At 37.2% G+C, this 25,151-nt stretch carries 15 protein-coding genes; 9 read left to right on the plus strand and 6 right to left on the minus strand.

Features of this window, described 5'->3' with window-relative positions:
- Positions 1–8: 8 nt before the first annotated feature.
- Entirely contained in the window at positions 9–632 is a 624-nt protein-coding gene (locus tag BKK54_RS00225) for a DUF1919 domain-containing protein (protein ID WP_143541387.1), read from the minus strand.
- Positions 633–821: 189 nt separating this feature from the next.
- Here BKK54_RS00225 and BKK54_RS00230 point away from each other — a divergent pair, with 189 nt between their 5' ends.
- A complete protein-coding gene (locus tag BKK54_RS00230; RefSeq protein ID WP_077540386.1) occupies positions 822–3,086 on the plus strand; it encodes an NADP-dependent malic enzyme in 2,265 nt (754 codons plus the stop codon).
- A 67-nt stretch (positions 3,087–3,153) separates the two neighbouring features.
- Here BKK54_RS00230 and BKK54_RS00235 read toward each other — a convergent pair whose 3' ends face one another.
- The 4 genes from BKK54_RS00235 to BKK54_RS00250 form a co-directional block, all read right to left on the minus strand.
- The gene (locus BKK54_RS00235) at positions 3,154–4,374 is read right to left on the minus strand and encodes a capsule biosynthesis protein (RefSeq protein WP_077540387.1); all 1,221 of its coding nucleotides are present in this window, start codon (positions 4,372–4,374) and stop codon (positions 3,154–3,156) included.
- A 73-nt stretch (positions 4,375–4,447) separates the two neighbouring features.
- Entirely contained in the window at positions 4,448–6,514 is a 2,067-nt protein-coding gene (locus BKK54_RS00240; protein ID WP_077540388.1) for a capsular polysaccharide biosynthesis protein, read from the minus strand.
- Positions 6,515–6,529: 15 nt separating this feature from the next.
- Positions 6,530–9,103, minus strand: coding sequence for a CDP-glycerol glycerophosphotransferase family protein (locus BKK54_RS00245; RefSeq protein WP_077540389.1), 2,574 nt, complete (start codon positions 9,101–9,103; stop codon positions 6,530–6,532).
- Positions 9,100–10,212 carry a stealth conserved region 3 domain-containing protein gene (locus BKK54_RS00250; RefSeq protein WP_077540390.1) on the minus strand — a complete coding sequence of 371 codons (1,113 nt, stop codon included), beginning with the start codon at positions 10,210–10,212 and terminating at the stop codon, positions 9,100–9,102. The genes BKK54_RS00245 and BKK54_RS00250 overlap by 4 nt, the downstream gene beginning before the upstream one ends.
- Positions 10,213–10,625: 413 nt before the next feature.
- Here BKK54_RS00250 and BKK54_RS00255 point away from each other — a divergent pair, with 413 nt between their 5' ends.
- The 4 genes from BKK54_RS00255 to BKK54_RS00270 are packed head-to-tail and all read left to right on the plus strand — an operon-like array spanning position 10,626 to position 14,405.
- Entirely contained in the window at positions 10,626–11,816 is a 1,191-nt protein-coding gene (locus tag BKK54_RS00255) for a polysaccharide biosynthesis/export family protein (RefSeq protein WP_077540391.1), read from the plus strand.
- A gap of 11 nt (positions 11,817–11,827) precedes the next feature.
- Complete coding sequence (locus BKK54_RS00260; RefSeq protein ID WP_077540393.1) at positions 11,828–12,958, plus strand: capsule biosynthesis protein; 1,131 nt, start codon at positions 11,828–11,830, stop codon at positions 12,956–12,958.
- The gene (locus BKK54_RS00265; protein WP_077540395.1) at positions 12,958–13,755 is read left to right on the plus strand and encodes an ABC transporter permease; all 798 of its coding nucleotides are present in this window, start codon (positions 12,958–12,960) and stop codon (positions 13,753–13,755) included. Before BKK54_RS00260 ends, BKK54_RS00265 begins: the two co-directional genes overlap by 1 nt.
- Positions 13,752–14,405, plus strand: coding sequence for an ABC transporter ATP-binding protein (locus BKK54_RS00270; protein ID WP_077540397.1), 654 nt, complete (start codon positions 13,752–13,754; stop codon positions 14,403–14,405). The genes BKK54_RS00265 and BKK54_RS00270 overlap by 4 nt, the downstream gene beginning before the upstream one ends.
- Before the next feature lie 58 nt (positions 14,406–14,463).
- On the opposite strand, the gene cmoB is transcribed toward BKK54_RS00270, so the two are convergent.
- A complete protein-coding gene (gene cmoB, locus BKK54_RS00275) occupies positions 14,464–15,429 on the minus strand; it encodes a tRNA 5-methoxyuridine(34)/uridine 5-oxyacetic acid(34) synthase CmoB (RefSeq protein WP_077540399.1) in 966 nt (321 codons plus the stop codon).
- Positions 15,430–15,589: 160 nt separating this feature from the next.
- Between cmoB and rng the strand changes: the two genes are divergently transcribed.
- The 4 genes from rng (at position 15,590) to BKK54_RS00295 (ending at position 24,817) form a co-directional block, all read left to right on the plus strand.
- Positions 15,590–17,065: a ribonuclease G gene (gene rng / locus BKK54_RS00280; RefSeq protein ID WP_077494329.1), complete on the plus strand. Its 1,476-nt coding sequence runs from the start codon at positions 15,590–15,592 to the stop codon at positions 17,063–17,065.
- Positions 17,066–17,406: 341 nt separating this feature from the next.
- Positions 17,407–19,194, plus strand: a complete 1,788-nt coding sequence (locus BKK54_RS00285) for an ABC transporter ATP-binding protein/permease (RefSeq protein ID WP_077540401.1) — start codon at positions 17,407–17,409, stop codon at positions 19,192–19,194.
- Between the two features lie 170 nt (positions 19,195–19,364).
- On the plus strand, positions 19,365–21,998 hold the full coding sequence (locus BKK54_RS00290; protein ID WP_077540403.1) for a Plug domain-containing protein: 2,634 nt from the start codon (positions 19,365–19,367) through the stop codon (positions 21,996–21,998).
- 86 nt (positions 21,999–22,084) lie between these two features.
- Positions 22,085–24,817, plus strand: a complete 2,733-nt coding sequence (locus BKK54_RS00295; RefSeq protein WP_158074603.1) for a M16 family metallopeptidase — start codon at positions 22,085–22,087, stop codon at positions 24,815–24,817.
- Positions 24,818–25,151 lie beyond the last annotated feature (334 nt).

The following is a 25,151-nucleotide window of genomic DNA, read 5'->3' on the forward strand; positions in this document are numbered from 1 at the left end:
GTGATAAATTAAGTTTGGTTAAACCAAGATACATAATCAAATTGATCATAATACTTCATTCCATTCCAACCGGAAAAAGCAAATAAATCACCCACCTGATTTTGTCGTTCAAAACCTTGGATATAAAACGCAGAGCGTAACTCCGGATAAGGTTTATGGGTAAATACCACTTTATTTTTGAATGGAAGTTGATCAAAGGCGACAAGATTTTCATAAGTGATACCTTGTGCACCGTCTTTATCCGTCATGATGATAAATAAATTATCAGGATTGATCCGAGCAGATCGGATTTGCCATTTTTCTCTTGCTTCTTGCTCACTATGATAGTGCATAAAATGGATTTCAATATCTGACAGTTTTCCGACCGGATAGGTTTTCTCAGAGGCGATAAACTCAAGGGATTGCTGTTGATAAAAATCAATATTTTGCAAATAACGAATAAAGTCTCTTGGGCTTAAATAGAGATTTACAAAAGGTGAGTTAAAAGGTTCACCAAGATCATGCAAAATAAACGCACCGACACAGTTGGCGGAGATAACCGTCATACCATGTTTTTTTAAACGTGATTTGAGTTGATGATTAATGAATTTTCTTTGCAGTTGATTCACTGCTGTGTTGATTTTTGATAGCAATAGCGCCTCTCCTGAATGGTTGTATGCTACTCTCTTTAATCTATGAATTCAACCGATAATTTTTGTAACAAATTTGTAAAAATTTGCGGTTCATCACAAATTTAGGCGAAAAAAGGGCGTATAATCAGGCCGTTTTTTAATTTGGTTCTATGCGAACCAAGTTCCGTATCACCACAATGGAGTATTTATATGAGCGAACAACTACGTCAAGCCGCATTGGATTTCCACGAGTTCCCTATCCCGGGAAAAATTGAAGTTACCCCTACTAAATCATTGGCAACCCAACGCGATTTAGCCCTCGCTTATTCTCCGGGTGTGGCAGAGCCTTGTTTAGAAATTGAAAAAGATCCTTTAGCATCTTATAAATACACTGCACGCGGGAACTTGGTAGCTGTGATTTCAAACGGTACCGCAGTTCTAGGATTAGGCAATATCGGTGCGCTTGCCGGTAAGCCTGTGATGGAAGGAAAAGGTGTCTTATTTAAAAAGTTTGCCGGTATTAATGTATTTGATATTGAAGTAAATGAACATGATCCGGACAAGTTAGTGGATATTATCGCCTCGCTTGAGCCTACTTTTGGCGGTGTAAACCTTGAAGATATTAAAGCACCGGAATGTTTCTATATTGAGCAAAAATTACGTGAGCGTATGAATATTCCTGTGTTTCATGACGATCAGCACGGTACGGCAATTATTAGTGCGGCAGCAATTATTAATTCACTTCGCATTATTGGTAAAAAAATTGAAGAGGTACGTCTCGTTGCCTCCGGAGCAGGGGCAGCTTCCATTGCTTGTTTGAATTTATTGCTTTCCCTTGGGATGAAACGTGAAAATATCACAATTTGCGATTCAAAAGGCGTGGTCTATAAAAATCGTGGTGATCGTATGGATAAAACGAAAGAAGATTATGCAATTGAAGACAACGGTTGGCGCACATTAGCTGATGCTATCCCGAATGCGGATATTTTCCTCGGTTGTTCTGCCGCAGGGGCATTGACACAAGATATGGTTAAAACTATGGCGGCGCACCCAATAATTCTTGCCTTGGCTAATCCGAATCCTGAAATTACCCCGCCGGAAGCCAAAGCCGTTCGTCCTGATGCGATAGTTTGTACCGGTCGTTCAGACTATCCGAATCAAGTTAACAATGTCCTTTGCTTCCCATTTATTTTCCGTGGGGCATTAGATGTGGGGGCAACCACGATTAATGAAGAAATGAAGCGTGCAGCGGTTTATGCCATTGCCGATTTGGCACTTGAAGAACAAAATGACGTAGTGACTTCAGCCTATGGCGGAGAAGGCGCAACCTTTGGTGCAGATTATGTGATTCCACGTCCGTTTGACCCTCGTTTAATTGTACGTATCGCTCCTGCTGTGGCAAAAGCCGCAATGGATTCAGGTGTCGCTACACGCCCCATCTTGGATTGGAATGGATACATTGAAAAATTGACTCAATTCGTTTACAAAACCAGCTTGTTTATGCGACCGATTTTTAATCAAGCCAAATCTGCAAAACAGCGTATTATCCTTGCGGAGGGGGAAGAGGCAAAAGCCTTACATGCGGTACAAGAAGTGGTTTCCATGGAACTTGCCTTGCCAATTTTAATTGGCCGTAAAGACGTGATTGAAGAAAAAATCAAAAAACTGGGGTTACGTTTGGAAGTGGGGGTAAACGTAGAAGTAGTAGATAATGAAAATAATCCACGTTATGAAGAATGTTGGAAATATTATTATGAACTGACAAAACGCAAGGGCGTCACACCAGCAATCGCTAAACGTGTTGTGCGTTCAAACACAACTGTACTTGCCTCCGTCTTAGTCAATTTAGGCTATGCAGACGGATTAGTATGCGGTTTGTTTGGTTCTTATGGCAAACATTTAGATTCTATTAGAGATATTATTGGCTTAAAAGATGGGGTAAAAACCGCCGCAGCTTTAAATAGCCTTGTATTGCCAAGCGGTAATGTTTTCTTAACGGATACGCATGTCAATGATGATCCAAGTGCAGAAGAATTAGCAGAAATAACCTTAATGGCGGCTGATGAAGTTCATCGTTTTGGTATTGAGCCGGCGGTTGCCTTGCTTTCTCACTCCAATTTTGGTTCATCAAACACGCTAGGCGCACCAAAAGTACGTGATGCTTTGAAAATTGTACAAGAACATAACCCACAGTTAATGATTGATGGCGAAATGAGAGGTGACATTGCACTTTGTGCAGCACAACGTACAGAGGTTATGCCGGATAGCCCGTTAAAAGGTTCGGCGAACTTACTTGTGTTTCCTAATTTAAGTGCGGCACGTATTAGTTACAGCTTATTGCGTGGTACTACCACGGCCGTCACAGTAGGACCAATCTTAATGGGAATGAATAAATCAGCCCATATATTAAACCCAAGCGCTTCTGTTCGCCGGATCATTAATATGATTGCTTATGCAGCAGTAAAAGCACAATAAGACTAATTTGTTTGAGTAAAAAGTGCGGTCAATTAAATTTCTGTTTTATTGACCGTACTTTGTTTTTTTACTGATTATATGGATATTTCAACATCACTTTATTATAAAAACTACCATTAACCATAGTTTTGTGTAGATGATATTTCCGATAAGATTTAAATACTATTGGATTTGGTGGAGTTGGATTTATCCAAAAATCAGTTAAGGTACCTTGATGTGTTAATCCCTCAAAATCATAATTTGCTCTCCCAAGAGTCATAACGGACATATTGTGATGTAGGGCTGAAATCCCACTTGTACTATTGATTGTTACCATTCCTTTTCCATGCTGTAGTAATACTGGCAGTGGTACATCGTGAATATAGTAAATTCTTCCTCTTAGGTGTGCATAACGCTGTTCAAAGGTTTCAATTATGCCGCAATAATCAATAAGCCCTCTATCCATTGGATGATGTTTCACGATTAAATTCAAATTATGGGGCGCGTTTTCGGCAAAGGATTGTAATACTGTTTGAAGAAATTTTGCTACGTTACCATAATCACAATGTACTTTTACTTGACTATCATCGTACACTTGTAATGGCACGATAAAAAATTCCCCTAGCTTTCCTGCTCTGACTTTTTTGGCAAAATTGTGATCACGTAAATAGTAACAAGTGCGTTTAACCGCAGATTTCCCCCATAATTTAATATAATACCTAAGATTTAAAATACGATGATGTTGATATTTTGGAAAATTAGATCGGCCTAGGTATGCCTGAACATAATAAATAATTGCCTGTTTTGCCATGGGGAGAAAGCCTTTTGCTAATTTTAGTGGCTTTGTTGGTTCAGGTAAGTTTTTTGCTTGTTTTAGGAAAAACTCTGCCTCTTTTGGCAGTGTCGAAAAAGCATTTACACCTGTCTTTTCAAGGGTGATATAGTCAGGACGGAAATAACCCTCTTCAAATACCCAGAAATCTAAATCAAGGGAATAGGCTACTTTTTTGCCAATTTTGTGGTATTTTCGGTTATCGCCAAAGCAAATAATTGAATCAATCTTATTTTTCTCACAGAAGAGACGTAATGATGGATAAAATTTACTTACAGAGTCGGTATAAGCAATCGTATTTTCAATAGTGGGTGGATAAAAATGTGAATCTCCACCGTTGAAATTGATTTTATAGACCGTTTTTCCATGTGATTGTAGCCAGAGGGATAAATCGGTAAAAAAAGTACCAACGGGACCTTGTAGTAGTAATACCTTTTGATATTTTTGAACTAATTTATCTAAATTATGTGAAATCATAGTAAACGTTAGAGATTATAACTTATTGTTTTATTTAAAAATGATTATAGATACGAGTTTTATTTGAAATTAATTATATTTCATTTTTTAGTATAAACTCATTTTTCAGGGTTATAAGCAAATGCCTCAATTTCCCCCATTGTTTGGAAAACCAGTTACGATGAATGCCGCTGTGTTCTAGGTTTTCTCTTTGCTGTTTGAGTAAATAAATAGCTGATAATGCATTTGTCATTTCACCTGTATATGGGTTGATATATTGTGGGTAATAGACCAACGAACCTGCAATGAGTTCCAATAAAGTTAATTTTCTGGTACGGCGTGTAATTGGTAGCTTATCTATGGTTAGTCCCCAGCCAGCATAAAATGGTAGACCATAGCAATAGACTTTTTTACCGCGTAATAATGCCTCAAATCCTGCGAGTGATGTCATGGTATGTAACTCATCCACTGCTTGAATACAGTCTAGCACATTCTCATTATCGGCAAATTGATCTGCAAATTTGACTGCTTGTTCAAGAGGAATTTCCCCCACTCGATTACCGCTGATGACATCAGGGTGGGGTTTATAGACGATATATGCTTGTGGGTTGGCCTTTCTTACAGCCTGCAATAAGCCAAGATTCGTAAAGATTTTCGGTGAACCGGTTCGAATAGAGGCATCATCTTCCACTTGCCCAACGACTAAAATTTTAGTTTTTGAGGTTTGTGGCAAGGAAAACTTGTGCTCGCCCACATTATATTTGTTAATATGTTGAACAATCAGTTCTTTCTGCAATTCAGAAGCTTGTTGTAAATCTGCTTCACTAAATACTTGTGTTTGCAAAATCTGCTCTAGGCGAGAAGGCTTTTGTGCGTTGAAATAAATACCTAAATCATCACATACTAAGGAAAGCGGTGCGACCAAATTAGAACCTAATCCCACAGAACGAATAAAGCCATCTTCTATCCTTAGAACAGAAATACCGTTGCGGTTTGCGTATTCTAATACGGTTTCTTTTCCCACACCCCAAAGCAGTAAACGATCAGATTTTTTCCATTTTTTATGGTTGAGTTTCGTTACCTTAGAAACAAAATGAAGCTTACAACTCGGTAAATGGAAAAACGGGCGAATTACCGCACGTTTCCAAAGAGACATTCCCACACAATAGAGATTGCCTCGCAGACGATTATTTAATGACTTCATTTTTGTGAGATAATCAATTACATCAAAAATCGTCCCTGTTTGCCCCGTGTTTGGGTTTATATAACGGCTATATTGAAAGTATGCGGCATAAAATAGTTGTAAAACTGACCGCACTTTTCGTCGTTCACTTTGAGCAAGGGCTTGAGCTTGTGGATGGCGATCTTCCGTTATGCCCCAACCGGCAAACCAAGGAACACCAAAAGTGATGACTTTCTTCTTGGCTAACAATGCCTCAAAACCCATTTGTGACGTTACGCAATAAACTTTTTCCACCACAGCAATTAGCGAGAGCGGATTTACATCTTCTGTCAAAATTTGCACGTTTTCGGGCAAATCTTCCTGCAAAGTGAGATAGCCTTTTTTCTTACCGGAAAGTACATCTGGATGCGTTTTCACTACAATGATGGCGTGCGGATTTTCCGCAATTGCAGCTTGCAACATCGAATGAAAATGCGACTCATCAGCCTGACCATATTTCACCGCCATATCACCAAAGGTTTGATCTACCACCAATACGGCAGGTTTTGTAAAACTACCTGAAAAATCGACTGCGTGATTATACTTTGACAAACGAACTTTCAAGATCAAATCTAGTGCCTGCTGTGCTTCCGGTGGCGCTTCATCAGGCTGTGCCAATACCAATTGCTCAAGCTCTGAAGGCGTACTGGTATCGTAATAAATCCCGAGTGAATCAACCACTATTGACATCGGTGGATATCCATTTACACCCAAGCCAATAGAACGAAGAAAGCCATCTTCTAATGCGACAAAAGGAAGATTATGTTGTTTGGCATAAGTTCTTGCTTTTTTCGTGGAGGGACGTAGTCCCCACCCTAGCACTTTATCTCCTTTTAGGTTTAACCAAGGGCGATAAAAAGTAAGAGTTTCATTCGGTAGGAATGAGACCAAGTGTGGAATTTTTTTTATTCCGAAGGAGAAAATAAGAGCGGTTAGCATGACTAATATAGAATTTTATTCCTCTAATTTTTTTATTGCTTCATATGTTCTAGCACAGCATTCCCCATCTATGAAAGGGAATGTTCTTTTTATTCGTTTATTATAGGGATAGAATGGTTTACCTTTATTTTTCAAAATTCTTTTAAGTGAAAGGACAAGATCTTTTTCTTGGTAAACAACTGGACCAAAGCCATGTTTTTCATAACTGAAATATCCTCTTTGAAATACATGAGCATTTGTGAAGAAATCTTCTTGGTCAAATTGATAATACAAGACAGTTTTACCCAAAACGCCCATTTCGAATGCAACAGATGAATAATCTGTAATCATAAATGTGGAATTTTGAAATAGTGTTTGGATGCTACCATCTTTTGCTCGCCATAATTTTATATAATCTGGAAGGTTAAGTTTGGTTAAATAAGGTTCTATATTCGCATGAGGTGCAAATATAACTTGATAACCATACTTTTTTGACAAACTTCTTAATTCATTACTGCAAAGGAAACTACGCCAATGTTTGGCATATTCTGTTTCCATAAATGAATTATTTAATTCTCGTTTATTTCCATTTGTTGTATTTCCTAAGATACTTTTTCTCCAAGTTGGCATGATAAGAATAGATTTTGATTTTGTATTATTTCCTTTAACTAGAGCATCATGCCTTGGAAAACCAACCAGAGAAACTTCTTTTTGGGTTAATTTATATTTTGTATTGTTTGCTATAAAAGCTTCATGTTCATATGGAGTTGCTGAAATAATTAAACTAAGATTTCTCTTTGAGTTTATCCATGATGATAGATCATTATGTGTTATACCATGTTGTAGAAATATAAATTTTTTAGTAAATTCAAAATTATCTTTAAATGGATTAATAATATATTCATCAAGATGACTACTAATTAAATGGCTAGATAATTTTAATTGTGATCTGTATTGCTCACTTTTAAAATTTATTAAGTTAAAATTATCTTTTTCTAGTCTTTTCCAATCATGAGAATCTTTATTTAAAGCAAAATAAATCCTTTTTTCAGGGTGATTTTTTTGCATGTAACGATAAAAGTGTTCACCATTATCATCAGCTTGGGTATCCCTATCCATAATAATCCAACTGTGATCTGTTTGAGTATAGATCTGAGGCTCTAAATCTCTAAAAATTACTCTAAGTGGTAAACCATTTAGATGTTGTTTCCCTGTCAAGGATATTCTAGCATCTTTACCATCAATTTTAAGTCTAAACATATCTTTGGGTTTTCTGTCTTTATATGAGATCCAAAACCTATGCTCATATAATATGGTTTCACCAGCCAAAGTATATATCCTTGATTTTTCATATTGCGGTTTAATTAGTGAACCATTCCAAGAAATCTCTTCATTTGGAGTATCTTCATTTGAGAAAGAATACAAGTTGAATTGTTCTTTTTCTCTATCTATACTGTCTATATAGACTATATGAAAAGGTATTTTCATCTTCTTAAAATGACAGATATATAAAACCCGTTGAAAAAACCATGTCCCCACTAGCTCAAAATCCATAATGGTTTTTACATCAATAAACTTAAAGATCTTATATAGAAGAGATATAAATTCTGTTTTTTCTTCTTTAGATAGGATATTTAATGCGGATTCATTATTCACAAGATATTTGAAATACCAAGATAGGTGATATAAAACAGTTCTTTGAATGTAAACAGGAACAAATCCTAGATTTGATTGGCAATTCTCAAATAGTTTTAAGCATCCTTCATGTAATACTTTAGTATAAAGAGTATTTTTCTGCCAGGCACCATCTAATGTGGATGTTCCGTCAGAACGTTTTCTATAAAAATAATTAGCATCTTGAATGAATCCAATAGTATTTTCTTGACTTGCATGAGTTAGATAATCACCAACAAATTTTGCATCTTCAAAATTTGGTTTAATATCGCTAAATGTAATGTTGAATCGTTTGATTAAATTAGTTCTAAAGAAAGCATTATTTACACTCATTTGAAAGTGACGATCTAATTCTTTAATTTTACATTTGTGTTCTCCTTCATCAAATCTAAATTTTAACGGATGAGAGTTTTTATAGATTTTTTTATCTTCAAAATAAAAAATGAATGGACAACTTACTAACGAAACATTTTCATTATCTGAAATAAACTTATCTACTTTTTGAAAGTATTTTCTAGAAATAAAGTCGTCTGGATCAATAAATGTTATCCATTTTGTTTTTGCATACGGGATTCCATGGTTTCTAGCAGATGCTTGCCCACCATTCTCTTTATAGTAATAATGTATATTTTTAGGATATCTCTTTTGCCATTTTTCTATAATAGACTTTGAGTTATCTGTAGAACCATCATCAACAAGAACAATTTGTATAAACTCAACAAAATTTACTGATTGTTTTACGATACTTTTGAAATAGTCGTCTAAATATTTTTCTACATTATATACAGCAGAGATAATGGTGAACTTATTTCTTGGGGTGTAGTTTCTTCTATAAATGAGATTATTAAGTTTACTCTTTTTTTTATCTATCATATCCTTAAAAAATAATTTAGGATCTCTTTTTAATTTTCTTAATTTTCGTTTTATATTATTCATTGTTTATCTCCATTATAATATTTTTCTAATGTTGTAATAAGTAATTCTTTATAATTAGGAATATTTACGTTACTATGGAAATCGTTTGCACAAAAAGAATGTGGTTGATTTACTGTATTTTTTTTACGTAATAATTTTTTATATTGAGAAGCAGCATTGACAGATCGTATATTGAAATAATAACAAACCTCAGGAGTGATTACGCTTTCCCCTTCAAAATACATTGCGTAAGGGATAAAAAATGTTGCGAGGTTAAGATCGTTTTTACCTCTAAATCGGTTTGATAAGAAACCTGATATTTCATTAGGAAATGTTTGCCATACTTTTTCAAAAAAACTTTTCTTTAATGGTATATAAGAGTGAATCAATGGAGTTTGTGCATTTAATTCTTGCCCATACAGCTTTCTCAATAGCTTTCTAGAATTCATAGACGCAAGCAGTGTTGGAGTTTCCGTTCCTTTTTCATACATTTTGTCTAAATTTTTAACTGATAAGAAAAGAGAAGCCAATCCATTGGGTTTGAAAAAATGTGATCTTTGTAATGGTTTGGCGACAAAAACATCGTCATTAAAATAGATAAAATTTTCACTTAAATGAGGTATTTTGTGCAAATGTGCTTCAATTACATGAGAGTTAAAGGTTGGCAGATATTGTTTATCAATCAATATTTTATGATCAATAATTTTAATCTGTTGGTTTTCTTCATCCAACCATTCCGGTGTTTGGTTATCAGTAACGATGAAGATATATCGAACCCAAGGCAGAAATTTCTGCACACTTTTTACGGCAAAAAAGAGCTCATTATGCTCTTCAAATCGTGCATCATCTTTTGCATATAGGGCGGTATCTTGAGTGAGCTGTGCATAGTGCTGTTTTTTCTCTTTCCATATTTGCTCTTTGTTGTTTACCCAAGTGAATACCACGTCAATAGGATCTTTTGCATTGAGTAATAAACTTTCTAATATTTCCAAGCTATCTTGATGAGAAATAATCGCTCTTTCATCATTTTCTCTAATTCCCTGTTCATTGTTGATTTCTGGGTATCTCTTATTCAACGCATCACGAAAGAAAATGTGAGGTTTAAAAATTAGTTTCTTTAGTTTACTCATGCGACTAGAAAGTATTTAGTATTCTTTTACAATAAGTAGAATATTTTACACAACTTAAAATTAGAGTCCTGTATTTTGTACTGCAATGAAAAATTCGCTGAAATAATGGTAAAACATACTGAAATTATATTTATAAAATGTAATTTATTCAAGTAAATTCTCAATAATTTACTTTATTTACAATAATCCCCTTGATAGGCTACATTGCCATTGCCATTGCCATTGCCATTGCCAAATTATTCATAAAAAATCAAGAATCTTTATAAAATTCAAGCAAATAGTTGAGTCAAGAAAACAGGGGATTCAATGATATTTTTTGTCCAAACTTATGGACATCTTTAATATTATTTTTCTGATTTACTATTTAAGTGTTATACTTTTATCCATTCGTCTTAACTAATTGAGAACTGTTGATGAAAAATTACCAATTAAAACAGGTTGCGATGAGTTTAATTTTGACTCTGGGTTTTTCGGCTTGTTCTACGTTGCCAACCTCTGGCCCTAGTCATTCTGCCGTATTGAAAGCAAATCAAAATCGTGAAACTTCGAAGTTCGCAGGTCAAGTAAATGTGGTTGAGCTGAACGATACCTTGGTGCAGGGAATGTATCTTGCCCAACAAAACCAGAAATTTTCAGGCTTTTCCGGTTTGGGTGTTGACTCGGGCTATGCTGGTGCAGTGAATGTGGGTGATGTGCTAGAGATTTCTATTTGGGAAGCTCCGCCTGCAGTGTTGTTTGGTACAACATTTAGTAGTGAGGGGCAGGGCAGTGGGCATGTTACGCAATTGCCTTCACAGATGGTGAACTCAAATGGGACGGTAACCGTACCTTTTGTGGGGAATATTCGTGTAGCGGGTAAAACACCAGAAATTATTCAATCTCAGATTGTTGCTGCGCTAAGCCGTAAGGCGAATCAGCCACAAGCTGTGGTGAAAGTGGCAAATAATTTTTCGAGCGATGTGACAGTGATTCGTCAAGGTAGCACCGTACGTATGCCACTCACGGCAAATAGTGAGCGTGTGTTAGATGCGGTTGCAGCGGTCGGAGGTACTACAGAAAATATTGAAGATGTAACGGTTCAGTTAACTCGTGGTAATCAGGTGAAAACTTTAGCATTTGAAACCTTAATTGCTGATCCCGCTCAGAATATTATGTTGCGTTCAGGCGACGTTGTCTCACTTTTAAATACACCCTATAAATTCACGGGGTTGGGGGCATTGGGTAATAATCAACAAGTGCGTTTTTCAAGTAGCGGAATTACTCTTGCTGAAGCAATTGGTAAAATGGGGGGGTTAATTGATACCCGTTCTGATCCCCGTGGTGTGTTTGTCTTCCGTTATACGCCATTTACTCAGTTAGATTATCAGGTTCAGCAAGAATGGGCTGCGAAAGGCTACAGCACTGGAATGGATATTCCAACTGTGTACCGGGTGAATTTGTTAGAACCGCAAGCGATGTTTTTGTTACAGCGCTTTCCAGTCCAAGATAAGGATATTGTTTATGTTTCAAATGCCCCACTTGCAGAGTTTCAGAAATTCTTGAGAATGATTTTTTCGATTACCTTGCCTGCAACCAGTACGGCTAATTCGATCAATAATTTATAAGAGTAAAAGATATGACGACCGATACTTCGGTAAAACCGAAAAAGAAAAAATCCTTGTGGAAAAAGTTAAATCCGTTATTTTGGATTACAGTCTTAATTCCGACCGCACTTTCAGCGGTCTATTTTGGTTTATTTGCCTCAGATATTTATGTTTCAGAGTCAAGCTTTGTCGTGCGTTCTCCACACAATCAATCTTCGCTTTCGGGGGTGGGGGCATTGTTGCAAGGATCGGGTTTTTCCCGTTCTCAAGATGATACCTATTCTGTGCAGGAGTATATGCGTTCCCGAACGGCATTAGAACGCCTTGAACAAGCCTTACCAATTCGTGAATTTTATTCGGAAAAGGGTGATATTTTGAGCCGTTTCAATGGTTTTGGATTAAATGGTACGCAAGAAGCGTTCTATCGTTACTTTAAAGAGAGATTAGGCGTTGATGTGGATTCTATTTCTGGCATTGCAACCTTACGTGTGCGAGCTTTTGATGCTGATGAAGGCTTCCGGATAAACGAGCGTTTGTTGAAAGAGGGAGAGTCATTAATTAACCGTTTAAATGAACGTGCTAGAAAAGATACCGTTGAGTTTGCCGAACAAGCGGTGATGGAGGCTGAAAAAAATGTCAATGAAACAGCCAAAGCATTAAGCCAGTATCGGATAAAGAATAAAATTTTCGATTTGCCGGCTCAATCAGGCGTACAGTTGACTTTGATTTCAAGCCTTAAGAGCGAGTTGATTCGTGTGGAAACTCAGCTTGCACAGCTAATTTCTATCACACCGGATAATCCACAAGTACCGGCCTTGCAAATGCGTCAAAAAAGTTTGAAAAAAGAGATTGATGAACAATCCCGCCAGCTTTCAGGTAACGGTAATTCTGCTGCTACGCAAACGGCAGATTATCAACGTTTAGTGCTTGCTAATGAGTTAGCGCAACAACAATTGACGGCGGCAATGACTTCCCTGCAAAACACTCGCGGTGAAGCAGACCGCCAACAGCTTTATTTAGAAGTGATTAGCCAACCGAGCAAACCGGACTGGGCATTAGAACCAAACCGCATTTACAATATTATCGCTACTTTCATTATTGGCTTTATTTTGTATGGCGTGTTGGGGTTATTGATTGCTAGCATCAGAGAGCATAAAAACTAATGGGATATGGCGAACAAACCTCCTTTAGACAGTCATTAGCCATTCAAGGACGAGTGATCAATGCCTTGCTAATGCGTGAAATTATTACACGCTATGGGAGAAAGAATCTTGGCTTTTTATGGCTATTTGTTGAGCCTCTGTTGCTCACATTTTTTATTGTGATGATGTGGAAATTCTTGCGTGCGGATAAAGTTTCCACATTGAATATCATTGCGTTTGTGATGACTGGTTATCCTATGGCGATGATGTGGAGAAATGCTTCAAACCGAGCTATAGGCTCAATTTCGGCAAATTTAAGCTTACTTTATCACCGTAATGTGCGAGTGTTAGATACCATTTTTACTCGTGTATTACTGGAAGTGGCAGGAGCTTCCATTGCTCAAATCTTGTTTATGGCAATATTAGTGGCAATTGGTTGGATTCCTGTCCCACAGGATGTATTGTATATGTTGATTGCATGGTTTTTGATAGCGGTTTTTGCTCTCGGATTAGGGTTAATCATCTGCGCTATTGCTCAACAAGTGGACTTCTTTGGAAAAATTTGGGGGACGCTAAGCTTTGTATTGTTACCGCTTTCCGGTGCATTTTTCTTTGTTCATAACCTACCGACCCAGGCGCAGAATATGGCTCTTTGGTTGCCAATGATTCACGGTACTGAGATGTTCCGACACGGCTATTTTGGCGAAACGGTGGTGACTTATGAAAGTGTGGGATTTTTGATTGTCAGCGATTTAATCTTATTGTTGATTGGTTTGGTGATGGTGAGAAACTTTAGCAAAGGAGTAGAACCACAATGATTCGAATCAAGAACGTTAGCAAAAAATATCACACCAATAGTGGGTGGAAAACCGTACTAAAAGATATTAATCTTGAGCTGCAAAAAGGTGAAAAAGTCGGGATTTTAGGGCGAAATGGTGCAGGAAAATCAACTCTTATTCGTTTAATGAGCGGTGTAGAACCTCCAACAATGGGTATAATTGAACGAGAAATGTCGATTTCTTGGCCTTTGGCTTTTAGTGGTGCATTTCAAGGCAGTCTAACTGGAATGGATAATTTACGTTTTATCTGCCGTTTGTATGATGTAGATCCTGATTATGTAAAAAGATTCACCGAAGAATTCTCAGAATTGGGCGATTATTTATATGAACCGGTGAAAAAATACTCTTCGGGAATGAAAGCTCGCTTAGCCTTTGCATTATCTCTATCGGTTGAATTTGATTGCTATTTGATTGATGAAGTGATCGCAGTTGGAGACTCTCGTTTTGCTGAAAAATGCAAGTATGAATTGTTTGAGAAACGTAAAGATCGCTCCATTATTCTTGTTTCACACAGCCCTTCAGCAATCAAATCCTATTGTAATAATGCGGTTGTATTGGAAAATGGGGTAATGCATCACTTTGAGGATATGGATAAGGCTTATCAGTATTATAATGAGTCACAAAAGTAAAAAGTGCGGTCAATTAAATTTCTGTTTTATTGACCGCACTTTATTTTTAATTAGCCAGTTATTTATTCGCTAAAATTACGGCTCTTGTTGGGGCTTGGTAACCTTCAATGGTTTTACTCTGATCATTCGGATCTAAAAAATCAATCAGGCTTTCGTTTTCCAACCAATCGGTTTTACGCTGTTCTTCCAATGTGGTTGGGGCGACATCGACACAGCGAGCGTGAGTGAAACCTACTTTTTCTAACCAGTTAATTAATGTGGCAACCGAGGGAATAAAATAGACATTTTTCATTTTGGCATAGCGATCTGCTGGCAGGAGAACAGTATTGGCATCGCCATCTACCACAAGGGTTTCTAGTACGAGTTCTCCACCTTTCTTCAATTGATTCTTAAGTTGAATAAGATGATCGAGGGGGGATTTTCGGTGGTATAACACGCCCATTGAAAACACAGTATCAAAGGCAGCGAGTGGTTGCATTTGCTCTATCCCAAGAGGAATGAGGTTTACACGGCGATCATTATTGAGGAGTTTACGAACCGCTTCAAATTGGCAAAGGAAAAGTTCTGTAGGATCAATCCCCACCACCATTTTTGCTCCTTCACCCAGCATTCGCCACATATGATAACCGCTACCGCAGCCTACATCTAAAATAGTGCGATCTTTTAGGGGGGCGAGATGAGGAAGCACACGATCCCATTTAAAATCAGAACGCCATTCGCAATCTATATAAATACCAAATAGATGATAAGGCCCTTTTCGCCATGGCATAAGCTGTTTTAAATGATGAATAATGCGCTGTTTTTCGCCTTCCGAAAGGGGAGAAGTGCGGTCAGATTTCACCGCATTTTTTAAATCAATGGTATCTGCCGTTAAGTCAGGTAAAAAGTCGATGATTTTTGACCATTTCTCGTAATCACCATGAGTTTGTTTTTCCCACTCTTTTATTTGGAGAGGGAGGGTTTCAAGCCAATCAGAGAGAGGGCTTGTGGCGATTTGTTGATAAAAAGGGCGAAAATCGATCATTGGGTTTCCTTATAAGCTTTTCTGCTTAATTGGCGTTATAGAGAATAATTTGTTTTACTTTAAAACTATTAAAATAGCCTTAAAGTATATTGAAGATTTGAGAAAGGGCGCATTTTACCCTATTATGCGAGTTCTTAAAATAAGATTCAGAGACGATAGAATGGATGCCGTAGAATTATTGATGAACGTTACGCCCAATGAAACCCGTATTGCATTGATGGAAATGGGCGGATTGAAAGAAGTTCATGTAGAACGCCAAGCCAAACGTGGCATTGTGGGAAATATTTATAAAGGGCGGGTAATGCGTGTATTACCCGGAATGCAGTCCGCTTTTGTGGATATAGGCTTGGAAAAAGCGGCATTTTTACACGCTTCCGATATTGTGTCTCACACAGAATGTGTTGATGAAAATGAGCAGAAGCAATTTAAAGTAAAAAGTATTTCTGAGCTGGTTCGAGAGGGACAGGATATTGTTGTACAAGTTGTAAAAGATCCCCTAGGTACAAAAGGTGCACGTTTAACCACTGATATTACATTACCTTCCCGCTATCTTGTATTTATGCCGGAAAATAGCCATGTAGGGGTGTCACAACGTATTGAAAGTGAAGAAGAACGTACCCGTTTGAAGGCATTGGTAGAACCTTTCTGTGATGAATTAGGGGGATTTATTATTCGCACGGCAACAGAGGGGGCAACTGAGGAAGAGCTTCGCCAAGATGCTGAATTTCTTAAACGTTTATGGCGAAAGGTATTAGAACGTAAAAGTAAATATCCTACCCGATCAAAGATTTATGGTGAACCGGCACTCCCACAGCGAATTTTACGTGATTTTATTGGGACGAGATTGGAAAGAATCCGTATTGATTCAAAGCTTTGTTTCAACGAAGTGAAAGAATTTACCGATGAATTTATGCCGGAATTAAGCGATAAGTTAGTACTTTACTCCGGAAATCAGCCACTCTTTGATGTGTATGGTGTAGAAAATAGCATTCAACAGGCCTTAGATCGACGGGTGAATTTAAAATCCGGTGGTTATTTGATTATCGAACAAACAGAAGCGATGACGACTATTGACATTAACACCGGCGCATTTGTCGGGCATCGTGATTTAGCAGAAACGATTTTTAACATCAATATTGAAGCAACAAAAGCTATTGCCCAACAACTTCAGTTACGCAATCTTGGTGGAATTATCATCATTGATTTTATTGATATGCACTTGGAGGATCACCGTAATCGAGTATTGGAATCTTTACAAGAGGCTCTTTCCAAAGATCGTGTTAAAACAAATGTTAATGGTTTCACTCAACTTGGTTTAGTTGAAATGACACGTAAGCGAACCCGTGAAAGCCTTGAACATATTCTTTGTGATGAATGTCCGGTATGCCGTGGTCGTGGTCATGTGAAAACGGTGGAAACGGTATGCTATGAAATTATGCGTGAGGTAATTCGCGTGTATCATTTATTTAGTAGCGAGCAATTTGTTGTATATGCTTCCCCTGCAGTGGCGGAATATTTAATTAACGAAGAATCTCATGGGCTTTTACCTGAAGTGGAAATGTTTATTGGCAAACGTGTCCAAGTAAAAACCGAACCCTTTTATAACCAAGAGCAGTTTGATGTTGTGGTGATGTAACAAAGTGGGGGGTTAAATAAAAGTGCGGTCAATTTTGACCGCATTTTTTATGTTTTCGATATTATGTATCTGTTGCACAACGCTATTTTGGGGCTCGCTTGTAGGGATATATTGCAAGTGCCAAAATTTTAATATATTGAAATGATTTGTTTCTTATAAGGGACACACGCAGTATCTCCCTACGTTCGTTGAAATTTCTGTTTTGTACTTGCCACATAACATTATCACTTTTGAAGTGAAATAATATCAAATCATTTCTTATTACGATTGATTATCAACTAGAGTTTAATGTTATACTGCGAAACCATAAATGGTTTTTACTTATCCACTAAGGACGCGAAATGAATTGGACGCAAGAATTGTTGAATTCTTTTTATTGGATAATCAGTGTCATGGGGATTATTTTGACGATTTCTCCCCTGGTTGTATTCCTTTTGAGCAGGATGACTAAGTGGGGAAGAGAGTTTTGGCTTTTAAGTGCTGATTATTTTTCAATTAAACGCAGAATTAAACCTTTGGCTTATTTTTTCACTGTGCTATTTTTTAGCTTGGTGACAGTTCGAATTGATATTTTATTATCAGAATGGAATAAAGCCTTATACAACGCATTGCAAAAGTTGGATGCCGCTGAATTTTGGGGGCAAATTATTATTTTTGCTGTGTTATCAAGCGTGTATATTGCCAATGCCTTGTTAATTTATTATGTACAGAAAGCCTTCACGATTCATTGGCGAAAATGGGCAAATGAAGCCATTTTAGATAAATGGTTTGTCAATCAAGCCTATTATAAAATGCTCTGTGATAGTGAAAAAACCGATAATCCGGATCAACGTATTCAACAGGATATTACCGCTTATATTACAAATTCCTTAAATTTATCCTTGGGATTAATCAAGTCCGTGACTTCAATGGTGTCATTTACGATTATTTTATGGGGGCTATCAGGTCCTATGCAGATAGGGGATTTTACGTTGCCTCATGCTATGGTGTTTTTGGTTTTTATTTATGTATTAGCCAGCACCGTATTTGCTTTTAAAATTGGTAAACCTCTAATCAGGCTTAATTTTAATAATGAGAGATTGAACGCTAATTATCGTTACTCTTTAATGCGTATGAAAGAATATGCCGAAACTATCGCCTTTTTTAAAGGTGAAAAAGTAGAAAAAAATCAGCTACTCGCTCAATTTAACAAAGTGATTGATAATGTTTGGAAAATTGTACATCGAACCCTAAAATTTAATGGATTTAATCTTGCGGTGACACAGGTGTCGACAATTTTTCCCTTTTTAATTCAGGCGACCCGCTTTTTTGAGAAGCAAATCCAATTAGGTGAATTAATGCAAACGGCTCAAGCTTTTAGAAGGGTTCAGTCCTCTCTCTCTTTTTTCCGTAATATTTATGATGATTTTGCCGGTTATCGTGCGGTGTTGGAACGTTTGAGCGGTTTTTATCAAGCCACTGGGGAAGCCCGCCATTTTGTCAATATTAAAATTGAAGAAGATAAAAATAACGTTATTTTTGAAGATCTTACTGTTAAAACCCCTGAAGGGGAGGTTTTAGTTAGGGAACTTAACATTCATTTATCTTTAGGAGATACATTATTAATTCAAGGTCTTTCAGGTTCAGGGAAGACGACCCTATTGAGAGCGGTTGCCGGTTTGTGGCGATATGCAGAAGGAAAAATATCTTACCCATTCCATAATAGTTTATTTATTGCTCAAAAAACGTATTTACCTCAAGGTCGTTTGATTGATGCACTATATTACCCAAATACTGTGCCTACTGATGTTGATCTCAGTAATGTTGCAAGCGTTTTAGATAGGGTTCAATTAGCACATCTTGTTGAAAAATTAGAGGAAGAAAATGATTGGACAAGAATTTTATCGCTTGGTGAGCAACAACGTATTTCTTTTGCCCGAATATTACTTTATCGTCCTATGATGATTTTTTTAGATGAGTCAACGTCAGCACTCGATGAGTATCTGGAAGAGCAGATGTATCTTCTTCTGAGAAAAGCGCTGCCGGGAAGTATCATTATTAGTGTGGGACATCGTTCTACATTATTTCATCATCACCAGCAATGTTTACGACTTCATACTGATGGGACTTGGTACTTAACTAACCTTTAACCATAGTTCGAATATGAATTCTTTTTGAATTTTGGGGGGAGATTTATTGAAAATATCTCCCTCATTTGTTTGAATTTGTGATCTATCTCTCATTTTTTTCATTTTATTTTTAGTACACTCTAAAATCCTTAATGATAATCTTTCTTATTTGAAAAAGGGTTTAGCTTATTATGATGAAAAAAACACAGGTTGCGACATTCATTTCTTCTTTATTTATTACTTCAATAGCCTATGCTGATAGTTTGGAATCGGAAAATCAATTAGAGACGATTTCTGTGATTGCGAACTCATCATCGGGGTTTTCCGGCGCTGTAACACTTTCATCGGAGGATATCGCCCGTAAACCGGCAAGAAATGGGAATATTTCAGAATTACTTAAGAATAATCCGGCAGTACAGTTTAGCGGTACAACAAATAATTCAGCACAGGCGGGTGAAATTGCCCCTGATTTAGTCAGTTTTCATGGTGAGCTCTATTATAACAATAGCTATTTAATTGATGGTTTATCAAACAGTGATATGCTTAACCCTGGTTCATCTAATGGAGGGTATCGATCTGCTGAGGATTTTACTCAACCTACTTCTATGTATATTGCCCCCGGGTCGCCGGAATCTTTCTACATTAATAGTCGTTTATTAGGCAATGTTGCTGTTTATGATAGCAATGTACCGGCAAAATATTCTCGCTTTACCGGTGGTGTTGTCGATGCACAAATTAAAGAACCTGAAGTCTCAAAATCAAGTGGTTCAATCAGCTACCGTACCACTCGTGATAGTTGGACATCGTTTCAACTTAGTGATGAAGAGCGGTTAGAATTTGATAATGCTTACGCTGAAAGCAATGTCCAACCAAAATTTACTAAACATATTTTTGATTTCACGTTAAATCAGCCTATTAATGATAAAGCCGGTATATTATTCAGCTATAACCGTACACAGTCTAAAATGCCGGAATATCATCAGGGACGAAATCGTTGGGAAAAAGAGCGGCGTTTAGCAGAAACCTTTTTGGTGAAAGGCAGCTATCAAACAAGTGATCAACATAAATTATTGGCTACATTACTATATTCTCCTCATGAAAGTGTGTATTACAACGACAATGTTAAAAATGGGCGCTATGTAAGTGATGGTGGTGGTTGGCGTGCTAACATTGAATCACAATATGCAGATGATTGGGGGATAGTGAAGAGTATTCTTGCTTATCAGTATAACCGCAATCGAATCGCTTATGATGCAGGTACAAATTATTACAATTGGGTAGGGAATACTTTGCTGAGTACAGCCGGCACAGAATGGTGTTCGTTAAAAAATAAAAAATCGGGAAAATGTGATTATAAGCGAGAAGGGGGAATCGGTGAGTTATCTTCAGAGCTTAAAACATTAACATTGAAACAAGATTATGAATTAGAGCCTCTAAATTGGGGAAAGAGCGAACATAAGCTCTCTTTGGGCTGGCAGATAGATTTTGCTTCCGCACAGTCTGAGCGTCCAAATGCTGTGCGTTATATGCAATCAGTTCTTAATTATAACGGAAAAGATGGACGGGTTGTTTTAGCGCCAAATTTTAATTCATTATTCAGAAATACGGGAAAAAATTGCCTTGATTGTATTCCAACTGAACAATTTCAAAATAGAATGACCTATTACCCGGCTTTTAATACGAAAGTCAATGTGAATAACTATAATCTCTATTTTTCTGACGAAATTTATTGGCAACGTTTTAAATTTGTACCGGGTGTCAATGTAAACTATGACAGCTTCTTAAAAAATCTCAATATTGCCCCTCGTTTTGCCTTTAATATTAATGTGTTAAATGATGACAGTTTTAATATTACAGGGGGTTATAACCGTTATTTTGCTAACAATATGTTGGCTTATGCGTTACGTTCAAATATTCCTTGTAATCGGGAAGGAGAGCGTTATGCGGATAAAAATGGTTCGGGAGAATGGAAATTTGGTGATTGTATCAACAACTCTATTTCTTGGGCGAACAGTCGGGATTTAAAAACACCTTATAGTGATGAATATAACCTTGGTTTTAACTACCGGCTAGCGGATCACACCTTGGTATTTAACTGGGTTCATCGTAAAAGTGAGCGCCAATTTACACCAGTGAAACAGGATTTAAAAAAGAACGCCCCTAAAGAAATGTCAAATGAGGGTAAAGGGCAAACAAACACCTTTACACTTAGCTTCCAAAATAATAAAGCCTATCAATTGGGTAAAATATTGATGAACTATCGTGCCGGTTTACGCTATCAAAATCGACATGTGAATTATCATGGTAATTATGATGATAGCTTAGTTTTCGATCCCGCTGCATTTAATGGTCGATACTACCTTTTTGAAGGGAAACGTTATGCCACGGTAAATGAATTACCACCGTTTAACTTTAATCAACCTTGGGAAGGCTTTCTTGAACTTCAAACCGATATTCCGGCTTGGAATTTAAAGTGGACACATACTCTTAATTATAAAACGGGCTATAAAGCTTATAACCGCTATGATGTTGCTCAATGTGTGAACTCAAGCCAGCCTCAAGCCTGTGGTGATTATAGTGGGGCGGTTTATGATTACCGTCTGAAAAAATACAGTGGAAAAGCTACATTAGATTGGCATTTACTTTGGGCATTACCTATCCGTGAACAAAAAATGGAAGTGAGCCTTGATGTATTGAATGTCTTCAACAGTCGGATTGCAACCGCGAGTCCTCGTTCTGAATATTTAGGTGGAACGGAAAGCCAAAGCACAACGAGTTATGAATTAGGCCGTCAATTTTGGCTAGGCATTGCTTACCACTGGTAACCAATATATCTATTTATCAAAAAAGAGAACACGTTAGGATGATGATGTCCTAACGTGGTTTTTATTTGCAGTTTATGGAGTTGATTTTGCGTAACCTATTTTATCTTTTCTTATTTTTATTTTCGGCAAACGTTGTTGCCGTTTCCCCTATTCCTGTTCAGGGACAATTAGAAAACGGTTTACGTTACACGATTTTACCTATTCATACCCAGCCACAGCGTGTTGATGTCATTATGCGGGTTTATGCCGGTGCGATTGATGAAACGCCGGCACAAAGTGGCGTTGCTCATATGGTGGAACATATGGCGTTTCGTGCCACGGAAACTCATTCAAAAGGCGTGATGCCCTACCTTCATCAGCAAGGTTGGTTACGGGGAAAAAATTACAATGCCTTTACCAACCAAGAAAACACGACCTATATTTATATTCCACCGAAAGCATTCAGCCTAACGGAAACATTGGATGTGGTGAAACAAATGCTTTTTAAGGCTCAAATTACGGCGAGTGATTGGGAAGATGAACGTAAAATTATTTTAGAGGAGTGGCGGACAAGAGACAGCTCAAAACGACGTCTCTTTGAACAACGCCAAAGTTCTTATCGTGTTGGTTCACGTTATGAAAATCGCCCGGTGATTGGTACGGAAAAGAGTATCAACACGATGCCGGTTACTGAATTACAACGATATTACAAAACGTGGTATGTACCCAATAATATGCAGTTACTGCTTGTTGGAGATATTAAAGCAAATGAGGCTGAAAAATTAATCAAAACGTTTTTTGCCGATTTGCCTCGAAAAGTACTTCCTACTCGGGGTAACGATTATTATGAGCCTGCATTAGATGAACAAATTAAAGTTGATAGGCTTAGTGATCCCCAAAATAGCAATAGTCAAGTGAGCTATTTATGGCGGTTTGATGACAGTGCAAGCCAAGCTCAAACAGAGATGGGGTTTGAACAACGTCTTATTAATCAATTAGCCGTAAATAGTTTAAATCAGCGTTTTAGAAACGAAAAAGATCAAATACCGACAACCTTGTCTTCTCTCTCTGCCCGCCAGATCCCAGTAGGAAAAATAACATCAGCTTTAGTTCTTTCGGCTAATGTTGAGAAACAATCACATCGTGTTGGGGCAAATTATATTATTGAGCAAGCCGAGCGACTAAAACGTTATCCGATTACACAGGCAGAATTGGATAAACAGAAAGAAAAAATTTTATTTCAGCTAGAAAACGACAAGGTAACCCAACAAAATTTCACCTTTGAAGATTGGGTGCAAGCTATGATTAATACCCTACTGAATGAGAAAGCCTACTATAACCAAGTTCAAATTGAACAAATGACTAAAAATGGAATAGAAAAAATCAGTTTGGAGGAGATTAATCAGCGTATTCAAGATTGGCTCAATGCCTCCGATCAAGTTTTTCAATATATGCCGCCATTAAATGTTGAAATGTCGCCAATTAAACTGACGGAAATTCAACAATGGAGGAAAATCGCTAGACAAGCTGATTTTCGTCGCCCTACAGAAAGTGCAAATGAGAAAATGACATTTTCTCCACTAAAACAACAAGGTCGTATTGTGAAAGAGCAACGTTTTCCAACACAAAATACTGTGCGTTGGACGCTTTCTAATGGGGATATTGTCGTTTGGTTAAAATCTCCGATTGCAAAAACAAAAAGCTATTTTGTTGCACAAAATCAGGCCGGCTCCAATGCCCCGATTATTCAAGATTGGAAAGGTAAATTGGCAATACAACTTATTGGCAATAATGCACCACTCAATTGGACACGTAATCAAATGCTGGAGTGGAAAGAAAATAATCATATTCCCCTTGTTATTCGGCAAAGTTTTGACAAGCTTAATATTCTCAGTACCGTTGAAAACAATAAATTTGCCGACTTACTTCGTTTCTACTATGCACAACAGAAAGAAACGACAATAAAAGAAGAATTTGATAAAACGAAAAGAGAAAAAATCCGCAGTGTTGAGTTACAGTCTCAGTCTGATGACTTTAAACGTAATTTAGCATGGGAAACCTTTGTTTACGGGCATCCTATCAATCCTCAACCGAGTATTAAACAAATTGAAATGCTCACAGAGTCAGATCTGATGCAACAATGGCAGGCTCTTTCTTGTGTACCGGTTACCTACTTTATTCTGAATAATATGGAAGAAAGAAAAGTGCGGTCACTTCTGGAACAGAATTTAGCTGGGATTGAACGGGGAAAAAATATTGAAACCGAGCCCTTAAAAGTGCAGTCGGGGTCTTTAGAAGAAAAATTTGCGATGAATCCGGAGCCAAAGGATAACGTGTATATCTCGTGGTTTACGCCGGATAACTGGGAAGCGAAAAAAGCCTTGATGATTGAATTTGCCGGTAACATTGCTTCGGAAAAATTAAGCCAAAAAATGCGGGATGAAACACTCGGTATTTATAGCAAACGCTTTAAAAGCCGCTTACAAGCGGAGACTAACCGAATACAAACAACATTAACTTTTTCCTCCAATCCTGAGATGACAGATAAACTGATTGAAATGGCAAAACGGGTATTAGCTGATTTACCTACCAGCATCAGGGCAGAAGAATTTGATACGGCAAAACGTTATTTTTACCAAACGGAAGAAAGCCAACAGCAATCTCCTGAGGCATGGTTAGAGCGACTCATTTATAGTGAAAACCGTTTTCATACCCCTCAGTATTTAACGGAAATTAATCAGCTTGTTGAAAGCATTACCCTTGATGAAGTAAAGTCTGTTGCGAAATATCTCTATAATCCTGAAAATCAACGGATATTTATTACAACGCATAAAAAATAAATTTTCTATGGGAAGTTCATAGCAATAAACAAAAAAGTATTTCAATGAAATATAGGGGCGTTATAAAACCAAATCATTTCAAACCGTCAAAATTTTAACCTGTTGAAATAACTTGATTTTTATAACGGATACACGCAGTGTATCCCTACAATGTCGTTGAAATTTCTATTTTGTGCATTTGCTACATAATACCGAATAAAAGAAAAAGTGCGGTGAAAATTGACCGCACTTTTTTCTTTCAATTTGTGATCTACCTCACATTTTTATAAGAAAACACTGTAATCTAGGAAAAATTCTTAGGGTTTCTACGTGATATTTGCAAGGGAAATAATGG

This window comes from Rodentibacter genomosp. 1 (assembly GCF_001999285.1).
Taxonomy (GTDB): domain Bacteria; phylum Pseudomonadota; class Gammaproteobacteria; order Enterobacterales; family Pasteurellaceae; genus Rodentibacter.